The following is a 14,578-nucleotide window of genomic DNA, read 5'->3' as shown; positions in this document are numbered from 1 at the left end:
GATGCAGATCAGGTCGGTGCGCGGCACCATCACCTCGCGGACGAGGGTGTCGCCCAGCTCGAAGACGGAATGCACCATCCGGCGTTCCTCGCCGCCTCTTTCCCCGGTTCGCGGTCCGCTCACTGCGGCGACGGGGCCCTGGCCTGGAACGGGGCTCGTCGCCGTCGGCTTTCTCAGGCCCGCGGCTCACGCCCCGCGGCGACCTTGTCGCGCGACCCGGATCCCCCGCCCGGCCCGGAGCCGACCCCCGGACCGGAGTCGTGATCCGCCGAGTGGGCGGAATGAGCGAGGTGTGCGGCGGCAGGCACGCCGGCGGGTATCTCCCCCTCACTCAGCCCGAATCGCTCATGGAACCGGCGCAGCGGACCAGGCGCCCACCAGGTCCACCTGCCCATCAGCTTCATCACCGACGGCACCAGCAGACCGCGCACCACCATGGCGTCCATCAGCACGGCCAGCGCGATGCCGAGACCCAGCATCTTGGTGTTGGTCACCCGTGAGGTGCCTATGGCCACCATCACCACCGCGAGAATCAGAGCAGCCGCGGTGATCAGCCCGCCGGTGCGCTGGAGCCCGAACCGCACCGCCTGGTCGTGGTCGTGCGTACGGTCGTACTCCTCCTTGATCCGGGAGAGCAGGAAGACGCCGTAATCCATCGAGAGCCCGAAGGCGACGCAGAACATCAGCACGGGCAGATTGGTCTCGATGTCCCCGGTCGCGGTGAAGCCCAGCAGCCCGGAGAGATTGCCGTCCTGGAAGATCCAGACCATCGCACCGAACATGGCCGTCAGGCTCAGGCCGTTGAGCACCACGGCCTGGATGGGGATCATCACGCTGCCGGTGAGCAGGAAGACGAGCAGCAGAGTCACCACGATGATGATCCCGAGCGCCAGTGGCAGCCCGGCCCCGATCGCGGCCTTGGAGTCCTCCAGGACCGCCGCCCGGCCCGTCACCGAGGTCTCGAACGGCGCCGATATCTCACGGATGTCGTGCACCAGGCGCTGAGCGCCCTCGCCCACCGCCTCCCCCTCGGGCTGCACCGTGAAGTAGGCGACGCCGTCCGCGGTGATCGGCCCGTCCACCCGCATCACCCCCGGAATCGCCGCGATCCGGTCGCGGTACTCGGCGTACTCCGCGGGTGTCGTACGGGCCCCCTCCCTGTCCTCGGCGAACACCTCGACGCCACCGTCCGGGCTGCCGGGGAAACCGTCCCGGATGTGCTGCTGGACCACATGGGACTGGGCGGTCGACGGCAGTTGGCGGTCGTCGGGCGTACCGAACTTGACGCCGAGGAAGGGCAGGCCCAGCAGCACCAGAGCGGCCACGGTGGTGAAGGCGAACAGCGGGGCGCGGCACATCACCAGATCCGCGAGCCGGGCCCAGCCCGCACCCTTCTCGCGGGCCCCTTCGGGGCTGCTGCCGGTGTCGCCCTCCCCCGCCGCACCGGCCTTCGTCGACGACGCGGCCTCGGCGCGGCCGTCGCCTGGCGCCCGCTTGCGCCCGCGCCTGAAGAGAGTGCGTATGTCCAGCGCGTTGATCCGATGGCCCAGCAGCATGAGCGCGGCCGGCAGGAGAATCAGCGCGGCAGCGGCGGCGAGGAGGACCACCGCGATTCCCGCGTAGGCGAAGGAGCGCAGGAAGTACTGAGGGAAGACCAACATCGCGGCCAGGGACACGGCCACGGTCAGAGCGGAGAACACCACCGTGCGCCCCGCGGTGCGCAGGGTCGTGCCCACCGCGTCCCGCACCTCGGCCCCTGCTTCCAGTTCCTCCCGGAATCTGCGCACGATGAACAGGGCGTAGTCGATGGCGAGTCCGAGCCCCAGGGCGGTGGTGAGGTTCTGTGCGAAGACCGAGACCTCCGCGAATTCGGTGATGCCTCGCAGGACCGCGTTCGTCCCCAGGATGGCGACGATGCCGACGCCGAGCGGCAGGACCGCGGCGACCACGCTGCCGAAGACCAGGATCAGCAGGACAAGCGTCACCGGCAGGGCGATCAGCTCGGCCCGCAGCAGGTCTTCCTGAATGGTCGTCGTCATCTCGTGCGCGACGGCGACGGGGCCGCCGAGCGAGACCTCCACCGCGCCCTGCTGCCCCCGGAAGTCGGGCGCCATCCGCTCAAGGGTCTCGGCCCTGGCCTTCTCATCGCCCAGAACGCGGGCCACGATCAGGGCTTCGCCGCCGTCCTCCGAGCGCAGCGCCGGGGACGGGGTCTGCCAGTACGACCCGACGCCCGTGACGCCCTTCTCGGCGGCGAGCCGCTCCGCCAGTCGGCGTCCCTCGGCCGCGACCGCCGGGCTGTCCACACCCTCCTCGCCGCTCTGGACAAGTAGGAGCAGATTCGGCTGGGATGCGGGGAACTCACGCTCCAGAGCCTCGGTCGCATAGGTCGACTCGGCGGCCGGATCCTCCCAGCCGCCGCTGCCCATACGGTCGGCGACTCCGCTGCCGGCGAATACGGCGAGAGTCGTGATGATCAGGGCTGCCAGCAGCGCGAGGCGCGGGCGGGCGGTGACGAATCGCGTCCATCCCCCCACCCGCGGCGCGTCCCCGGCACGGGACGGGCTCCCTGCCGGAGGTGGGCTGTTGACTTCGGACATAGTGCGGTGTCCCCTTCACCGTGACCCATGCTCATGTCCGGACTTGCGAGCAGGCAGCATGGGTATATCGATCGCCAAGACATCGGCAAACACGAGCGATCGCTCGCATTAATCTAGAATGCGAGCGACCACTCGCATTTGTCAACCGCACCAGGAAGCTGGGGATTTCAGTGCCGGAGCCGACAAGGCGCGAGCGGACGGATTCGGGTCCGAAGCCACCGAGGACCGGGAAGCAGGCACCCGGAAAGCAGGAACTCCCGGCCCCCGCCCCCGCCACGCCCGCCGAAGCCGCCACCGGGACGGCCGGGGTCGCCCCCACCCGGTCGGCCGCCACTCACCGAGCGCCGGCCGCGGCCCGCGGAGCCACCACCGAAGAGGAACCCGGGCACGGAGAAGCAGGGAACGGAGGAGCAGGGAAAGGAACGGACCCCGAAACGGGAACGGGCCGAGCGGAAGAGGCAGAACCAGCAGAGACAGAGCCGGGGGAAGGAGCGGGGCCGGCGGAAGGAACAGGGCAGGCGGAAGGCACGGAACCCGAGGCGGGAATCGCGCACGCCAGGCCGCGCCGTCGCCAGGCCCGCGGCGAGCGCCGCATCGCCCAGCTCCTGGAAGCCGCCGCGTCCGTCTTCTGCTCCACCGGCTACACCGCGGCCAGTACCAACGCCATCGCCCGCGAGGCGGGCGTCTCCCCCGGCACCCTTTACCAGTACTTCCCGAACAAGGAAGCCATCGCCATCGAGCTCGGCGGTCGCCTGCTCGAAAGGTGGAGCGAGTCGCACGGCACGGCCCTCGTCGCCGTCGGCCTCGACCTCCCCCTCGACGCACTGCTCGACGCGGTCCTCGATCCGCTCTTCGCGTTCAACTACGAGAACCCCGCCCTCGCCGTACTGATCCAGAGCCCGGACGCACCCGGCCAGGTCGCCCAGGAGTTCGAGGCGATCCACACGGGACTGCTCACCCGCCTCGAAGAGATCCTCGGGGGCGATCTCCCCGACTCCACCCCTCTCGAACTCTCCCTCATCGCCAACACGGCCTTCGCCATCTTCAAGGCCGGCCTCGACCTGGCCCTCACCCACGAGGGCGCGGAGCGGGAGGCGTACGCCGCGGAGATCAAGAGGGCCATGTTCCGGTATCTGGAGCCGCTCTTCCCCGAGCACGGGAAGGGCACATGCGCCCGCATCTCGGCGCAGTCGGATTCCCCCAGCTCCATCAATACCCCCTAGGGGTATAGTATGGTGAGCAGCGCAGGCCCGGCAGCCTCCACAACCCGTGGCATGTCTGGAATGCGATGAATGCTGCCCCATGCCCTACGAGGAGAACGACATGACCGCGAAGTCCGAGATCGAGATCACCGAGACCGCTTCCGCCTCCAGCTGCTGCGGTGGCAGCACGTGCGGCACAGACGCGGCCGATGTCCAGACCGAGGGTTCCGTCACCACCGTCTACAAGGTCGCGGGAATGACCTGCGGCCACTGCGAGGGCGCCATCTCCAAGGAGATCTCCGCGCTGGCGGGCGTCTCCTCGGTGAGGGCCGTGGCCGCCACCGGTCTCGTCACCGTGTCGTCCGAGGCCCCGCTCGACGAGTCCGCCGTCCGCGACGCGGTAGACGAGGCCGGATACGAACTGGTCGGCCCGGCCTGAGCCCCGCCGCCCGCACCGGTCTCCGACGCGGGCCCGGCGACGACACCGACACCTCGGCCCCGGTCCGCCGACCGGGGCCGAAGGTGCCCCTCCGCCTCCCCACCCGGCATCCCGGTTTCACAACCCGAGCGGAGGGCGGGCGCGACACCGCGCGCCTCGACGGCGACGGGCACCACGCACGGGACGCACCCGCGATGCCGTACCGCGTCCGCCCTCCGCACGAGCCATGGCTCCCGGCGCTCCATACCGCCAGGGCCCGCAAGGCCGTCCGCGGGGCCGAGAATCGGCGGGCGTCGTTCTGGACCTTCCGACCCCCGGAGGGTCCAGGAGGGGGCGTTCCGACCCCCGGAGGGCCCAGGAGGGGCGCACCGAGCCGCCTCGCGGCGACGGAGGCATCGACCCCGGTGACGCTTCGCGGGCACAGGCGTACGCCGGGACACAGCCGCCACGGACGCAATTCGGGCACGGCTTGGGCACGACTCGGAAACGGACGCCGTGATCGAAGCGGGTGCGCCCGCTCCGTACGGAGCGGGCCGGTGCCACGGCGGATGCGATCCCGTCTCGCACGGTGGACGCCCGGCATGATCGAACGGAATATTTTCGCGATTTTCGGCTACCGGGCCGCCACATGGGCTCGGATGACATCCATGCTGATCAACCCCATGATCATCGAATTTGAGGTGGTCTTTTCGTCCGCCTTTGCGGGGACAGGGGACCGGCGATTCCGTCTCGGTGTGTGGCTACATGTGACGCACAAGACCTTCACAAAGAGACCTAGATCACAGATATTGAGGGGTAACCATCGGGGCCTCTCGCGGGTCTAAATGGACGATGCCAGGAACGTCTTGGGGGACGTTCGCGGGATGTCTTGGGGGACATCTCAGGCAAGCGTTGGCCGGGGCACGTGCCCGGGGAGCTTTGAGCGGCCCTCCCGTGCGTACGTACCCCGGCAGACCGCGTGAGCTTCTGCGGTTGCAGACACCCGGCCGGATCCCGTGGGGGGAATCCGCTCCGGGGATATGGGAAGCGCCCCGCTCGCCGACCCGTGGGGGGATCGGCGGTGGGGCGCTTTCCGCTTTGCTGTGGGGCTCCTTCGCCGTCGGACGTGACAATCCGCCGTCCGGCGTCGCGCCGGGCCTCGCGGGAACGGTCAGCGGGCCTCGACCGGCACGAAGTCGCGCAGGACCTCACCCGTGTAGATCTGGCGCGGACGGCCGATGCGAGATCCCGGCTCCTTGATCATCTCGTGCCACTGGGCGATCCAGCCGGGCAGGCGGCCGAGCGCGAAGAGCACGGTGAACATCTCGGTCGGGAAGCCCATGGCCCGGTAGATCAGACCGGTGTAGAAGTCGACGTTCGGGTAGAGCTTGCGCTCGACGAAGTAGTCGTCGGCCAGCGCGTGCTCTTCCAGCGTCAGGGCGATGTCGAGCAGTTCGTCGGACTTGCCGAGCGCCGAGAGGACATCGTGCGCCGCCGCCTTGATGATCTTCGCCCGGGGGTCGAAGTTCTTGTAGACGCGGTGCCCGAAGCCCATGAGCTTCACGCCGTCTTCCTTGTTCTTCACCTTGCGGATGAAGGTGTCGACGTCGCCGCCGGTCGCCTGGATGCCCTCCAGCATCTCCAGCACCGACTGGTTGGCACCGCCGTGCAGCGGGCCCCAGAGGGCGGAGATGCCGGCCGAGATCGAGGCGAACATGTTCGCCTGCGAGGAGCCCACCAGGCGCACGGTGGAGGTCGAACAGTTCTGCTCGTGGTCCGCGTGCAGGATGAGCAGCTTGTCGAGCGCCGAGACGACGACCGGGTCCAGGTCGTACTCCTGCGCGGGGACCGAGAAGGTCATGCGCAGGAAGTTCTCGACGTACCCGAGGTCGTTGCGCGGGTAGACGAACGGGTGACCGATCGACTTCTTGTACGCGTACGCCGCGATCGTGGGCAGCTTGGCGAGCAGCCGGATCGTGGAGAGGTGACGCTGATTGTCGTCGAACGGGTTGTGGCTGTCCTGGTAGAACGTGGAGAGCGCGCTGACCACGGAGGACAGCATGGCCATGGGGTGCGCGTCACGGGGGAAGCCGTCGAAGAACCGCTTGACGTCCTCGTGGAGCAGGGTGTGGTGGGTGATCTCGCCCTTGAAGGCCGCCAGCTCGTCGACCGTCGGAAGCTCTCCGTTGATGAGCAGATAGGCCACCTCGGCGAAGGTGGAACGCTCCGCGAGCTGCTCGATGGGGTAGCCGCGGTAGCGGAGAATCCCCTTCTCGCCGTCGAGGTAGGTGATCGCGGATTTGTAGGCGGCCGTGTTGCCGTAGCCGCTGTCCAAGGTCACGAGCCCGGTTTGGGCTCGGAGCTTTCCGATGTCGAAGCCCTTGTCGCCGACGGTGCTCTCGACCACCGGGTAGGTGTACTCGCCGTCCGCGTACCGCAGTACTACAGAGTTGTCGCTCACGTCATCCCTCACCGACGTAGTGCCTCTTCTTCGAGGTGCCCTGACTGTCTCTACCATCCCCCATTTGGCGCATGAGAGTGCACTCGGGGTCGACCATTGGGCCCATTGGAGGCACTGAGTGCCGCCAACCTGCTCATCCTGCCCCGTTCGCCCCGATTCCGGAAGTCGGGGTGTCATTTCCCACCCCGTGGGAAGGGCGGCTCATCCGGCCGGGCGAGCCGCTCCGCGTCACCCTCCGGCGAGCCGGTGATCCAGCGCCGTGAAGCGTCTGCCTGCGGAAACCGTGCGCACCGCCTGCCCTATCGCCTTCCGCGAACCGACGAGAACCACAAGTTTCTTGGCCCGGGTGACTGCCGTGTACAGAAGATTCCGCTGGAGCATCATCCACGCTCCGGTCGTGACCGGGATCACCACCGCCGGGTACTCACTGCCCTGCGAACGATGAATGGTCACTGCATACGCATGGGCCAGTTCGTCCAGTTCGTCGAAGTCGTACGGCACCTCCTCGTCCTCGTCCGTCAGCACGGTCAGACGCTGATCGTCCAGGTGAAGGGAGGTGACCACGCCGACCGTGCCGTTGAAGACGCCGTTCTTTCCCTTCTCATAGTTGTTGCGGATCTGGGTGACCTTGTCGCCGACGCGGAAAACACGGCCGCCGAAACGCTTCTCGGCCACATCGGGCCGTGCGGGGGTAATCGCCTGCTGGAGCAGGCCGTTGAGGGTGCCGGCACCCGCCGGACCCCGGTGCATCGGAGCAAGGACCTGCACATCTCTGCGTGGGTCGAGACCGAACTTGGCCGGAATTCTCTTCGCAGCTACTTCCACGGTGAGCCGTCCCGCGTCCTCCGTCTCGTCCTCCACGAAGAGAAAGAAGTCGGCGAGGCCCGTCGTAATGGGCTGTTGGCCGGAGTTGATCCGGTGCGCGTTGGTGACGACGCCGGACTGCTGGGCCTGCCGGAAGATCCGGGTCAGCCGGACGCTCGGCACCGGACTGCTGTCGGCGAGGAGATCGCGCAGCACCTCGCCCGCCCCCACACTCGGCAATTGGTCCACATCGCCCACCAGCAGCAGATGCGCGCCGGGGGCGACCGCCTTGACCAGCTTGTTGGCCAGCAGCAGATCGAGCATGGACGCCTCGTCCACCACGACGAGATCCGCGTCCAGCGGCCGGTCGCGGTCGTACGCGGCGTCACCGCCGGGCCTCAGCTCCAGCAGGCGGTGCACGGTCGACGCCTCGGCCCCGGTCAGTTCGGAGAGCCGCTTGGCCGCGCGGCCGGTGGGGGCGGCGAGCACGACCTTGGCCTTCTTGGCCCTGGCCAACTCGACCACCGAACGCACCGTGAAGGACTTCCCGCACCCCGGTCCGCCCGTCAGCACGGCGACCCGGCTGGTCAGGGCGAGCCGGACCGCGGCCTCCTGCTCGGGGGCCAGTTCGGCGCCCGTGCGCTCCGCGAGCCAGGCCAGCGCCTTGCCCCAGTCGACGTCCTGGAAGGCGGGCAGCCTGTCGTCGGGGGCCCGCGACAGCCGGGCCAGCTGGGCGGCGAGAGATATCTCCGCCCGGTGGAACGGCACGAGATAGACAGCCGTGAGCGCCTCCCCTCCGTCGGGCGCCGGAACCCGCTCCCGTACGACTCCCTCCTCGTCCTCCGCCAGCTCGGCCAGACACTCGATGACCAGGCCGGTGTCCACCTGGAGGAGCTTCACGGCGTCGGCGATCAGCTGTTCCTCGGGCAGGAAGCAGTGTCCCTGGTCCGTGGATTGCGACAGGGCGTACTGAAGGCCCGCCTTGACCCGCTCCGGGCTGTCGTGGGGTATGCCGACCGCCTGGGCGATCCTGTCCGCGGTGAGGAAACCGATGCCCCACACATCGGCCGCCAGGCGGTAGGGCTGGTTCTTCACGACCGAGATCGAGGCGTTCTCGTACTTCTTGTAGATACGGACCGCGATGGAGGTGGAGACGCCGACACCCTGGAGGAAGACCATGACCTCCTTGATGGCCTTCTGTTCCTCCCAGGCCGCGCCGATCAGCTTCGTCCGCTTCGGGCCGAGGCCGGGGACCTCGATGAGTCTCTTCGGCTCCTGCTCGATGACGTCGAGGGTGTCGATGCCGAAGTGGTCGACGATCCGCTCGGCGATCCGGGGGCCGATGCCCTTGATCAGACCGGAGCCGAGATAGCGCCGTATGCCCTGGATCGTGGCCGGAAGGACCGTCGTGTAGTTCTCGACCGTGAACTGCTTGCCGAACTGGGGGTGGGAGCCCCAGCGGCCTTCCATACGCAGGGACTCGCCCGGCTGCGCGCCGAGCAACGAGCCGACCACCGTGAGGAGGTCTCCGGAGCCGCGGCCGGTGTCGACCCGGGCGACGGTGTACCCGTTCTCCTCGTTGGCGTAGGTGATCCGCTCCAGGACGCCTTCGAGCACTGCCAGATTGGACATGCCCAGACGCTACCGCCGAGGTCGGACACGTGAGGATTCCTGTGGACAACCCACTTCCGGCCGCCTGTGGACAACTCCGGGGCCGGCAGCCGGTGTCCCTACAGTGAGATCACGGGCCCGGACGTCGAGGGACCCGGCCCGGACGGACGCTGTCCGGGCCGGCCGAGCCCACTGCATCCCCCGAATTCCCCGGATCTCCCGGATTCCCGAAGGAGCCTTGATGACGGATACAGCACACCCGACGCACGGAGGATCGCGGGACCGCGGGCGGTTAGTTCCGCGGAGGCCCACCTTCCACCGCGGGGAAGTCCCCCGATACCAGGACGCGCCCGTCCGCCGCGTACGCCGTGACGCTGAAGTCCTTCCAGCCGTCGCCGACGAAGGCGTGGTAGACCCCCCAGCCGCTGTCCCCGCGCAGGCGCAAGATCCCGGCCCGGTGCTCCTTGCCGTCGGCCGTACGCACCACGATCACCGCGGGCGCCGTTCTCGTACGGAACGCTCCGACGACGAGCTCCCATTCGGAGCCGGAGCCGGCGCTGAGGCTCTCCGGCCTGATGCTGTCGCCGCCGCCTCTCCGCCGTGCCTCGTCGATATCGGCCAGCAGGTCGCCCTCGCCGTAGACGAAGTTCTGCCGCCCCTCCGGCAGCAGCGCGATCCGGACACCCCCTCCGATATCGACCACCTCGTACGACTCCACGATCCGCGTGCTCCCCGGTTCCGGGGAGACGGAGGGAACAGGGCGCGGCACAGCCGTCGTCGGCGAAGCCGGAGGCGCTTCCCCGTCGGGGCCCGGCGCGGTGAAGTACGAGACGTACGCGACCAGACAGACGAGTGCCGCGAGCACGACGGTGACGCCCGACCCCGCGACGGTACGGCGGCGGCGCGCGGCCCGGCCACGGCGTACCACCTCTTCGACCGGGACCCGGCCGACCGGGTAAAGGTCCGCCTCGCGGCGCAGCGCGCGGGAGAGCCCTTCGTCGGTGCCGATGCCGGATCGGTCATCACCAGTCCAAGGGGTTGTGCCGCGCCCGTCGGAGCCGGAGGCTCCGCCGGAGCCACCGGTGTGCTCTGGGCGCTCGGCTCCGGTCATCGCCGGACCTCCTCGGATCTCGGTCCGCCCGCGCTCGGCGTCGTGCACACACGGCCCGTTCCCCCACCCGTCTCCCCGCCCCGGCCCGCGTCCCTCATGCCGGGCTGGTCGCGCAGCTTGCGCAGTGCGCGGGCCACATGGCTGCGGACCGTTCCCACGCGGGTACCCAGTATCCGGGCCACATCCGATTCGCTGCGGTCCTCCAGATACCGCAGGACGATCACCGCACGCTGTCTGGGAGGAAGCCGGTGAAGAGCCTCCGCGAGCACACTGCGCTCGGCGATGCCGTCCGTACGGTCGGGTGCGGCCGTTTCGGGGAAGCGGGTGGTCAGCCACTCCCGTGCGCGCCGCCTCCGCAACCGGTCCACATTGGCGTTGATCATGATGCGCCAGACGTAGGCGTCGGGGTCGTCCGTGCCCTGGACGCGCTCCCATCGCACGTACGCCTTGGCCAGGCTCGCCTGCACCAGGTCCTCCGCGTCATGGTGATGTCCGGTCAGAAGGCGGGCGGTCCGGAGCATTCGCGGCCAGCGGCTGACCACGAATGCCCGGAACTCCGCCTCGGCGCTCGTCTTCAATCAGGGTCCTCTGTCAGCGGCCGCTGTGCGCCCAGGGGGTCCACGGTCAACGGGATATGTCGATCAGGACTGGACGGGATCCACCGTCAGCTTCGCGAGTACCTTCCCGTGGGCCGAGTAAGCGGTGATCCGGACCGACTTCGTCAGGGGGCCCGAGCCGGCGGCGTCAAGGTAGTACGTCCCCCAGCCGGGCTTTCCGGGCAGCCGCAGCATCGCGGCGGATCGCTCGGGACCCGTCCCGACCTTGATGGTCAGCCGTTCGGGTGTGGTGTCCGTGCGCCAGGCCCCGGTGAACAGGACGTCCTTGCCCTCGGTGGCGACGCCGGCGCTCAGGCTGTTCCGGCGGATGGAGTCGCCGACGTATCCGGGGGCCTTGGCCTGCTTGAGGCTTTCGGCGAAGCTCGCGTCGTCGTAGGCCACGACGTAGTTCTGCCTGCCCTCGACGAGGAGGGCCATGCGTGCGCCGTCCCGTCCGATCCCTACGGGCTGGTCGGCCTTGACGACGCGCGGCCGGGTGGCGACGGAGGCGCTGGGGGTCTTGACCGCGGCCGACGGCGCGGAGACGCCGACGATGGCGCCCGGCTGGGTCTGGGCCGGTGCGGGCGCTCTGTCGACGGCGATGGCCGTTCCGGCCCCCGCCGCCACCACAAACGCCATCGCCCCCACGGTGACGAGCCGCTTGGTCCTCATGAATCCCCCAGATTGGTCCTCGCGATCACCGCGACCGGTGAACGCCTACATCTGTCAGACGGCGTGCGGCCCCGGTGTCTATGTCAGGGAGGACGCGTCACTTTCGGGACTGCGAGTGGTGCGGGGGGTTGTTCGGTGCGGGGTGCCTGCGGGCGCAAGTGGTGCGGGGACTTGTTGCGTGCGGGTTGCCTGCGGCTGCAGGTGGTGCGGGGACTTGTTCGGTGCGGGTTGCCTGCGGCTGCGGGTGGTGCGGGGACTTGTTCGGTGCGGGTTGCCTGCGGCTGCGGGTGGTGCGGGGACTTGTTCGGTGCGGGTTGCTTGCTGCCGCAAGGGGCGTGAGGGCTTGTTCGGTTCGGGTTCGGGGGTCCTCCGGGCTCGACTCCTCGGGGTCGGCGGCGTACAGGTGTCTTGTACGGGAGCCCGGGTTTTGCCGCCGATCCCCTGCGGGGACGACCCTGCACACCCCCTCCCAGAGGCGGACAAGAACGGCCCACCCCCGGGGCTTGCCGGAGTTGCGAAACTCGAGTCCCTCGGGGCCAGGCAGGCACACGTGGTGCGGGCACTTGTCGGGTGCGGGTTGCCCGCTGCCGCGAGTGGTGCGGGCACTTGTCGGGTGCGGGTTGCTTGCTGCCGCAAGGAGTGTGGGGGCTTGTCGGGTGCGGGTTGCTTGCTGCCGCAAGGGGCGCGGGCACTCGTCTAGTGCGGGTTCGGGGGTCCTCCGGGCTCGACTGGCGGGTACCGGGAACTCGTGCTCTGGACCAATGACGTACTCGCCGGAGCCCGCAGGCTGTACCAGCGGGCCGGGTTCACACTCGTCGCGGAGAAACCGCATCGCTCGTACGGGGTGGATCTGGTCGGCCAGGACTGGCGGCTGTCGCTCCGGGAAGGAACACCCGGTTGAAGGCTCTCCTTCTCGGCTCCCGAAGTGCCGGCCACGACGCCCGACGTGCCGCCCGGTCAGAAGTCGCCGAGTGCGTCGGCCCCTCACCGCGGGGACTTGGCCGTACTGGATGCGACGGCGTCCGCGGGCCGCGGTCCTGACGGGTGCGCCGGCGGCGGGGCGGGGGCACCGGGCGCACCCGGAGAAACCGTTCGTGACAGCGAGGTGAGCGCGACCCCGCCGACCAGCAGCACCGCCGCGCCCCACCGCAGCGGGCTCACGGACTCGTCCAGAAGCAGCGCAGCCGATGACATCCCGAAGACCGGGACGAGCAGCGAGAACGGCGCGACGGAGGACGCGGGGTAGCGGCGCAGCAGATACCCCCAGGCGCCGAAGCCGAAGACGGTCGCGGCCCAGGCCACGCACACGATGGTCCCGACGCCGGTCCAGTCGAGGGAGCGCAGCGCCTCCAGATCGGCCCGCGGGCCCTCGAAGATCAGGGAGAGCCCGAGCAGCGGGAGCACCGGAACGGTCGAGACCCAGATCATGAAGGCGAAGGCGTCGGGCGGTGACGCCATACGGGTCAGGACGTTCGAGACACCCCAGCAGGCCGCGGCGGCGATGACGAGCAGGAACGCGGACAACGGCCCCGAGGCGCCTTCGTCGATCGCGGCCAGCGCGATGCCCGCCAGTGCGACTCCCATGCCGGCCACCCGGAGCCCACCGGGGCGTTCGGCCAGGACGACCGCGGCGATCAAGGCCGTGAAGACTGCCTGGATCTGGAGCACCAGCGACGAGAGTCCGGGCGGCATTCCTTGGTCCATGCCGACGAAGAGGAGGCCGAACTTGGCCACCCCGAGCGCGCAACCGACCCCCACGATCCACTTCCAGGCGACCGCGGGGCGTCTCACGAAGAAGATCGCGGGAAGTGCGGCGACCAGGAAGCGGAGGGCGGAGAAGAGCAGCGGCGGGAAGTGGCCGAGGCCGATGTCGATGACGACGAAGTTCACTCCCAGCACCGCGGTGACGAGAACGGCGAGAGCGATGTGTCCTGGACGCATGGAGTGAGGATCACCCGACCCGACCATGTAGCACCAGCGCAGGCTTCTTTATAGTTGGGTTGAGTATTGCTTACGAATCGATGCCCGCGCCGGAACGCGCCGCGGTCGGGCCGGAGGGGGTCGGGATGCTCGATCTGGGACGACTGCGGGCGCTGCACGCGGTCGCCGTCCACGGCTCGGTCGCCGCGGCGGCGACCGCCCTGGGATACACCCCGTCCGCCGTATCGCAGCAGATCACCAAGTTGGAGCGGGAGACGCGTACGACCCTGCTCGAACGTCGGGGACGGGGCGTCGCCCTCACCGAGGAGGCGCACCACCTCGCCGCGACCGCGCAAGAGTTGCTGACGATCGTCGAACGCGCGGAGACCGTGCTGGAGGAGCGGCGGGGGCAGCCGACCGGGCGGCTCACGATCGCCGCGTTCGCCTCGGCGGCGCGCGGGCTGCTGCCGGGCGTCCTCGCCGAGCTGGGGCGGCTGCATCCGGGGCTGGACGCGCGGCTGACGGAGGTCGATCCGCACCTCTCGATCGATCAGGTGTCCCGCGGCACGACCGATCTCGCGGTCGCCCACGACTGGGACATCGCACCGCTGCCCGCGCCGGAAGGGGTGGAGCAGGCGGTCATCGGCGACGATCTGTGCGATCTGCTGGTGCCTGAGAACCATCCGCTGGCGACGCGCGGATCGGTGCGGCGGGAGGAGCTGACGGGCGAGCGCTGGATCTGCCAGCCGCCGGGGACGGTCTGCCACGACTGGCTGATCCGTACGCTGCGGGCGGCGGGCTGCGAGCCGGATCTGGCCCATCAGGCGGAGGAGAACCACACCCAACTCGCCCTGGTGGCAGCGGGTCTGGGCATCGCCCTGATCCCCCGGCTGGGGCGCGGCCCCCTGCCGGCCGGAGTGGTGGCGGTGCGGCTGGACCCGGTGCCCAGACGGCGGCTGTACGCGCTGTGGCGGACGGGTGCGGCCAGACGTCCGGCGATCACGGCGACGGTGACGACCCTTCAGGAGCACTTCCTGCGCCTGGGATCGGCGGGCGGCCCCGTCGAGGCGGCGTAGCGCGACGGTCCCGTCGCCTTCTCGCGCCGATTTCCCGATGCCGGGCGTTCTCCGGAACCCCGCCTCCTGAACTCCCGTCTACCAGGCTGCCCTGTCGGCCGAGTTCC

The 14,578-nt window shown here is 69.5% G+C and carries 10 protein-coding genes and 1 pseudogene; 4 read left to right on the top strand and 7 right to left on the bottom strand.

Translation table 11 applies throughout. The features are described from left to right. Positions 1-173: 173 nt before the first annotated feature. Positions 174-2,600, bottom strand: coding sequence for an MMPL family transporter (locus tag ACWEFL_RS14575; RefSeq protein WP_451711610.1), 2,427 nt, complete (start codon positions 2,598-2,600; stop codon positions 174-176). A gap of 545 nt (positions 2,601-3,145) precedes the next feature. On the opposite strand from ACWEFL_RS14575, the gene ACWEFL_RS14570 reads away from it, so the two are divergent. Both ACWEFL_RS14570 and ACWEFL_RS14565 read left to right on the top strand, forming a co-directional pair. After that, positions 3,146-3,823: a TetR family transcriptional regulator gene (locus tag ACWEFL_RS14570; RefSeq protein WP_451711647.1), complete on the top strand. Its 678-nt coding sequence runs from the start codon at positions 3,146-3,148 to the stop codon at positions 3,821-3,823. Positions 3,824-3,923: 100 nt separating this feature from the next. Further along, a complete protein-coding gene (locus ACWEFL_RS14565; RefSeq protein ID WP_451711607.1) occupies positions 3,924-4,241 on the top strand; it encodes a heavy-metal-associated domain-containing protein in 318 nt (105 codons plus the stop codon). Between the two features lie 1,150 nt (positions 4,242-5,391). Here ACWEFL_RS14565 and ACWEFL_RS14560 read toward each other — a convergent pair. The 5 genes from ACWEFL_RS14560 to ACWEFL_RS14540 all read right to left on the bottom strand — a co-directional run bounded on the left by ACWEFL_RS14560 (position 5,392) and on the right by ACWEFL_RS14540 (position 11,475). Continuing rightward, complete coding sequence (locus tag ACWEFL_RS14560) at positions 5,392-6,681, bottom strand: citrate synthase (protein ID WP_451711605.1); 1,290 nt, start codon at positions 6,679-6,681, stop codon at positions 5,392-5,394. Between the two features lie 228 nt (positions 6,682-6,909). Next, the gene (gene recD2 / locus ACWEFL_RS14555) at positions 6,910-9,117 is read right to left on the bottom strand and encodes an SF1B family DNA helicase RecD2 (protein WP_451711602.1); all 2,208 of its coding nucleotides are present in this window, start codon (positions 9,115-9,117) and stop codon (positions 6,910-6,912) included. Positions 9,118-9,388: 271 nt separating this feature from the next. After that, entirely contained in the window at positions 9,389-10,207 is an 819-nt protein-coding gene (locus ACWEFL_RS14550) for a hypothetical protein (protein ID WP_451711600.1), read from the bottom strand. Further along, complete coding sequence (locus tag ACWEFL_RS14545) at positions 10,204-10,785, bottom strand: SigE family RNA polymerase sigma factor (RefSeq protein WP_451711597.1); 582 nt, start codon at positions 10,783-10,785, stop codon at positions 10,204-10,206. Before ACWEFL_RS14545 ends, ACWEFL_RS14550 begins: the two co-directional genes overlap by 4 nt. Before the next feature lie 63 nt (positions 10,786-10,848). Further along, complete coding sequence (locus tag ACWEFL_RS14540) at positions 10,849-11,475, bottom strand: hypothetical protein (protein WP_451711594.1); 627 nt, start codon at positions 11,473-11,475, stop codon at positions 10,849-10,851. 733 nt (positions 11,476-12,208) lie between these two features. Between ACWEFL_RS14540 and ACWEFL_RS14535 the strand changes: the two are divergent. Continuing rightward, positions 12,209-12,376: pseudogene (locus tag ACWEFL_RS14535) on the top strand (MarR family transcriptional regulator); the annotation flags it as partial. Positions 12,377-12,459: 83 nt separating this feature from the next. Here ACWEFL_RS14535 and ACWEFL_RS14530 read toward each other — a convergent pair. Then, positions 12,460-13,416, bottom strand: a complete 957-nt coding sequence (locus ACWEFL_RS14530) for an EamA family transporter (protein ID WP_451711592.1) — start codon at positions 13,414-13,416, stop codon at positions 12,460-12,462. A gap of 125 nt (positions 13,417-13,541) precedes the next feature. On the opposite strand from ACWEFL_RS14530, the gene ACWEFL_RS14525 reads away from it, so the two are divergent. Then, the gene (locus tag ACWEFL_RS14525; RefSeq protein ID WP_451711589.1) at positions 13,542-14,471 is read left to right on the top strand and encodes a LysR family transcriptional regulator; all 930 of its coding nucleotides are present in this window, start codon (positions 13,542-13,544) and stop codon (positions 14,469-14,471) included. The last annotated feature ends 107 nt before the right edge of the window (positions 14,472-14,578 follow it).

This window comes from Streptomyces sp. NPDC004838 (assembly GCF_053600955.1).
This window is presented reverse-complemented; position numbering and strand designations above follow the sequence as displayed.

Coding starts and splice junctions, on each gene's coding strand:
- ACWEFL_RS14550 (WP_451711600.1), bottom strand. CDS start 10,207: ATGACCGGAGCCGAGCGCCCAGAGCACACCGGTGGCTCCGGCGGAGCC.
- ACWEFL_RS14530 (WP_451711592.1), bottom strand. CDS start 13,416: ATGCGTCCAGGACACATCGCTCTCGCCGTTCTCGTCACCGCGGTGCTG.
- recD2 (WP_451711602.1), bottom strand. CDS start 9,117: ATGTCCAATCTGGCAGTGCTCGAAGGCGTCCTGGAGCGGATCACCTAC.
- ACWEFL_RS14565 (WP_451711607.1), top strand. CDS start 3,924: ATGACCGCGAAGTCCGAGATCGAGATCACCGAGACCGCTTCCGCCTCC.
- ACWEFL_RS14525 (WP_451711589.1), top strand. CDS start 13,542: ATGCTCGATCTGGGACGACTGCGGGCGCTGCACGCGGTCGCCGTCCAC.
- ACWEFL_RS14540 (WP_451711594.1), bottom strand. CDS start 11,475: ATGAGGACCAAGCGGCTCGTCACCGTGGGGGCGATGGCGTTTGTGGTG.
- ACWEFL_RS14575 (WP_451711610.1), bottom strand. CDS start 2,600: ATGTCCGAAGTCAACAGCCCACCTCCGGCAGGGAGCCCGTCCCGTGCC.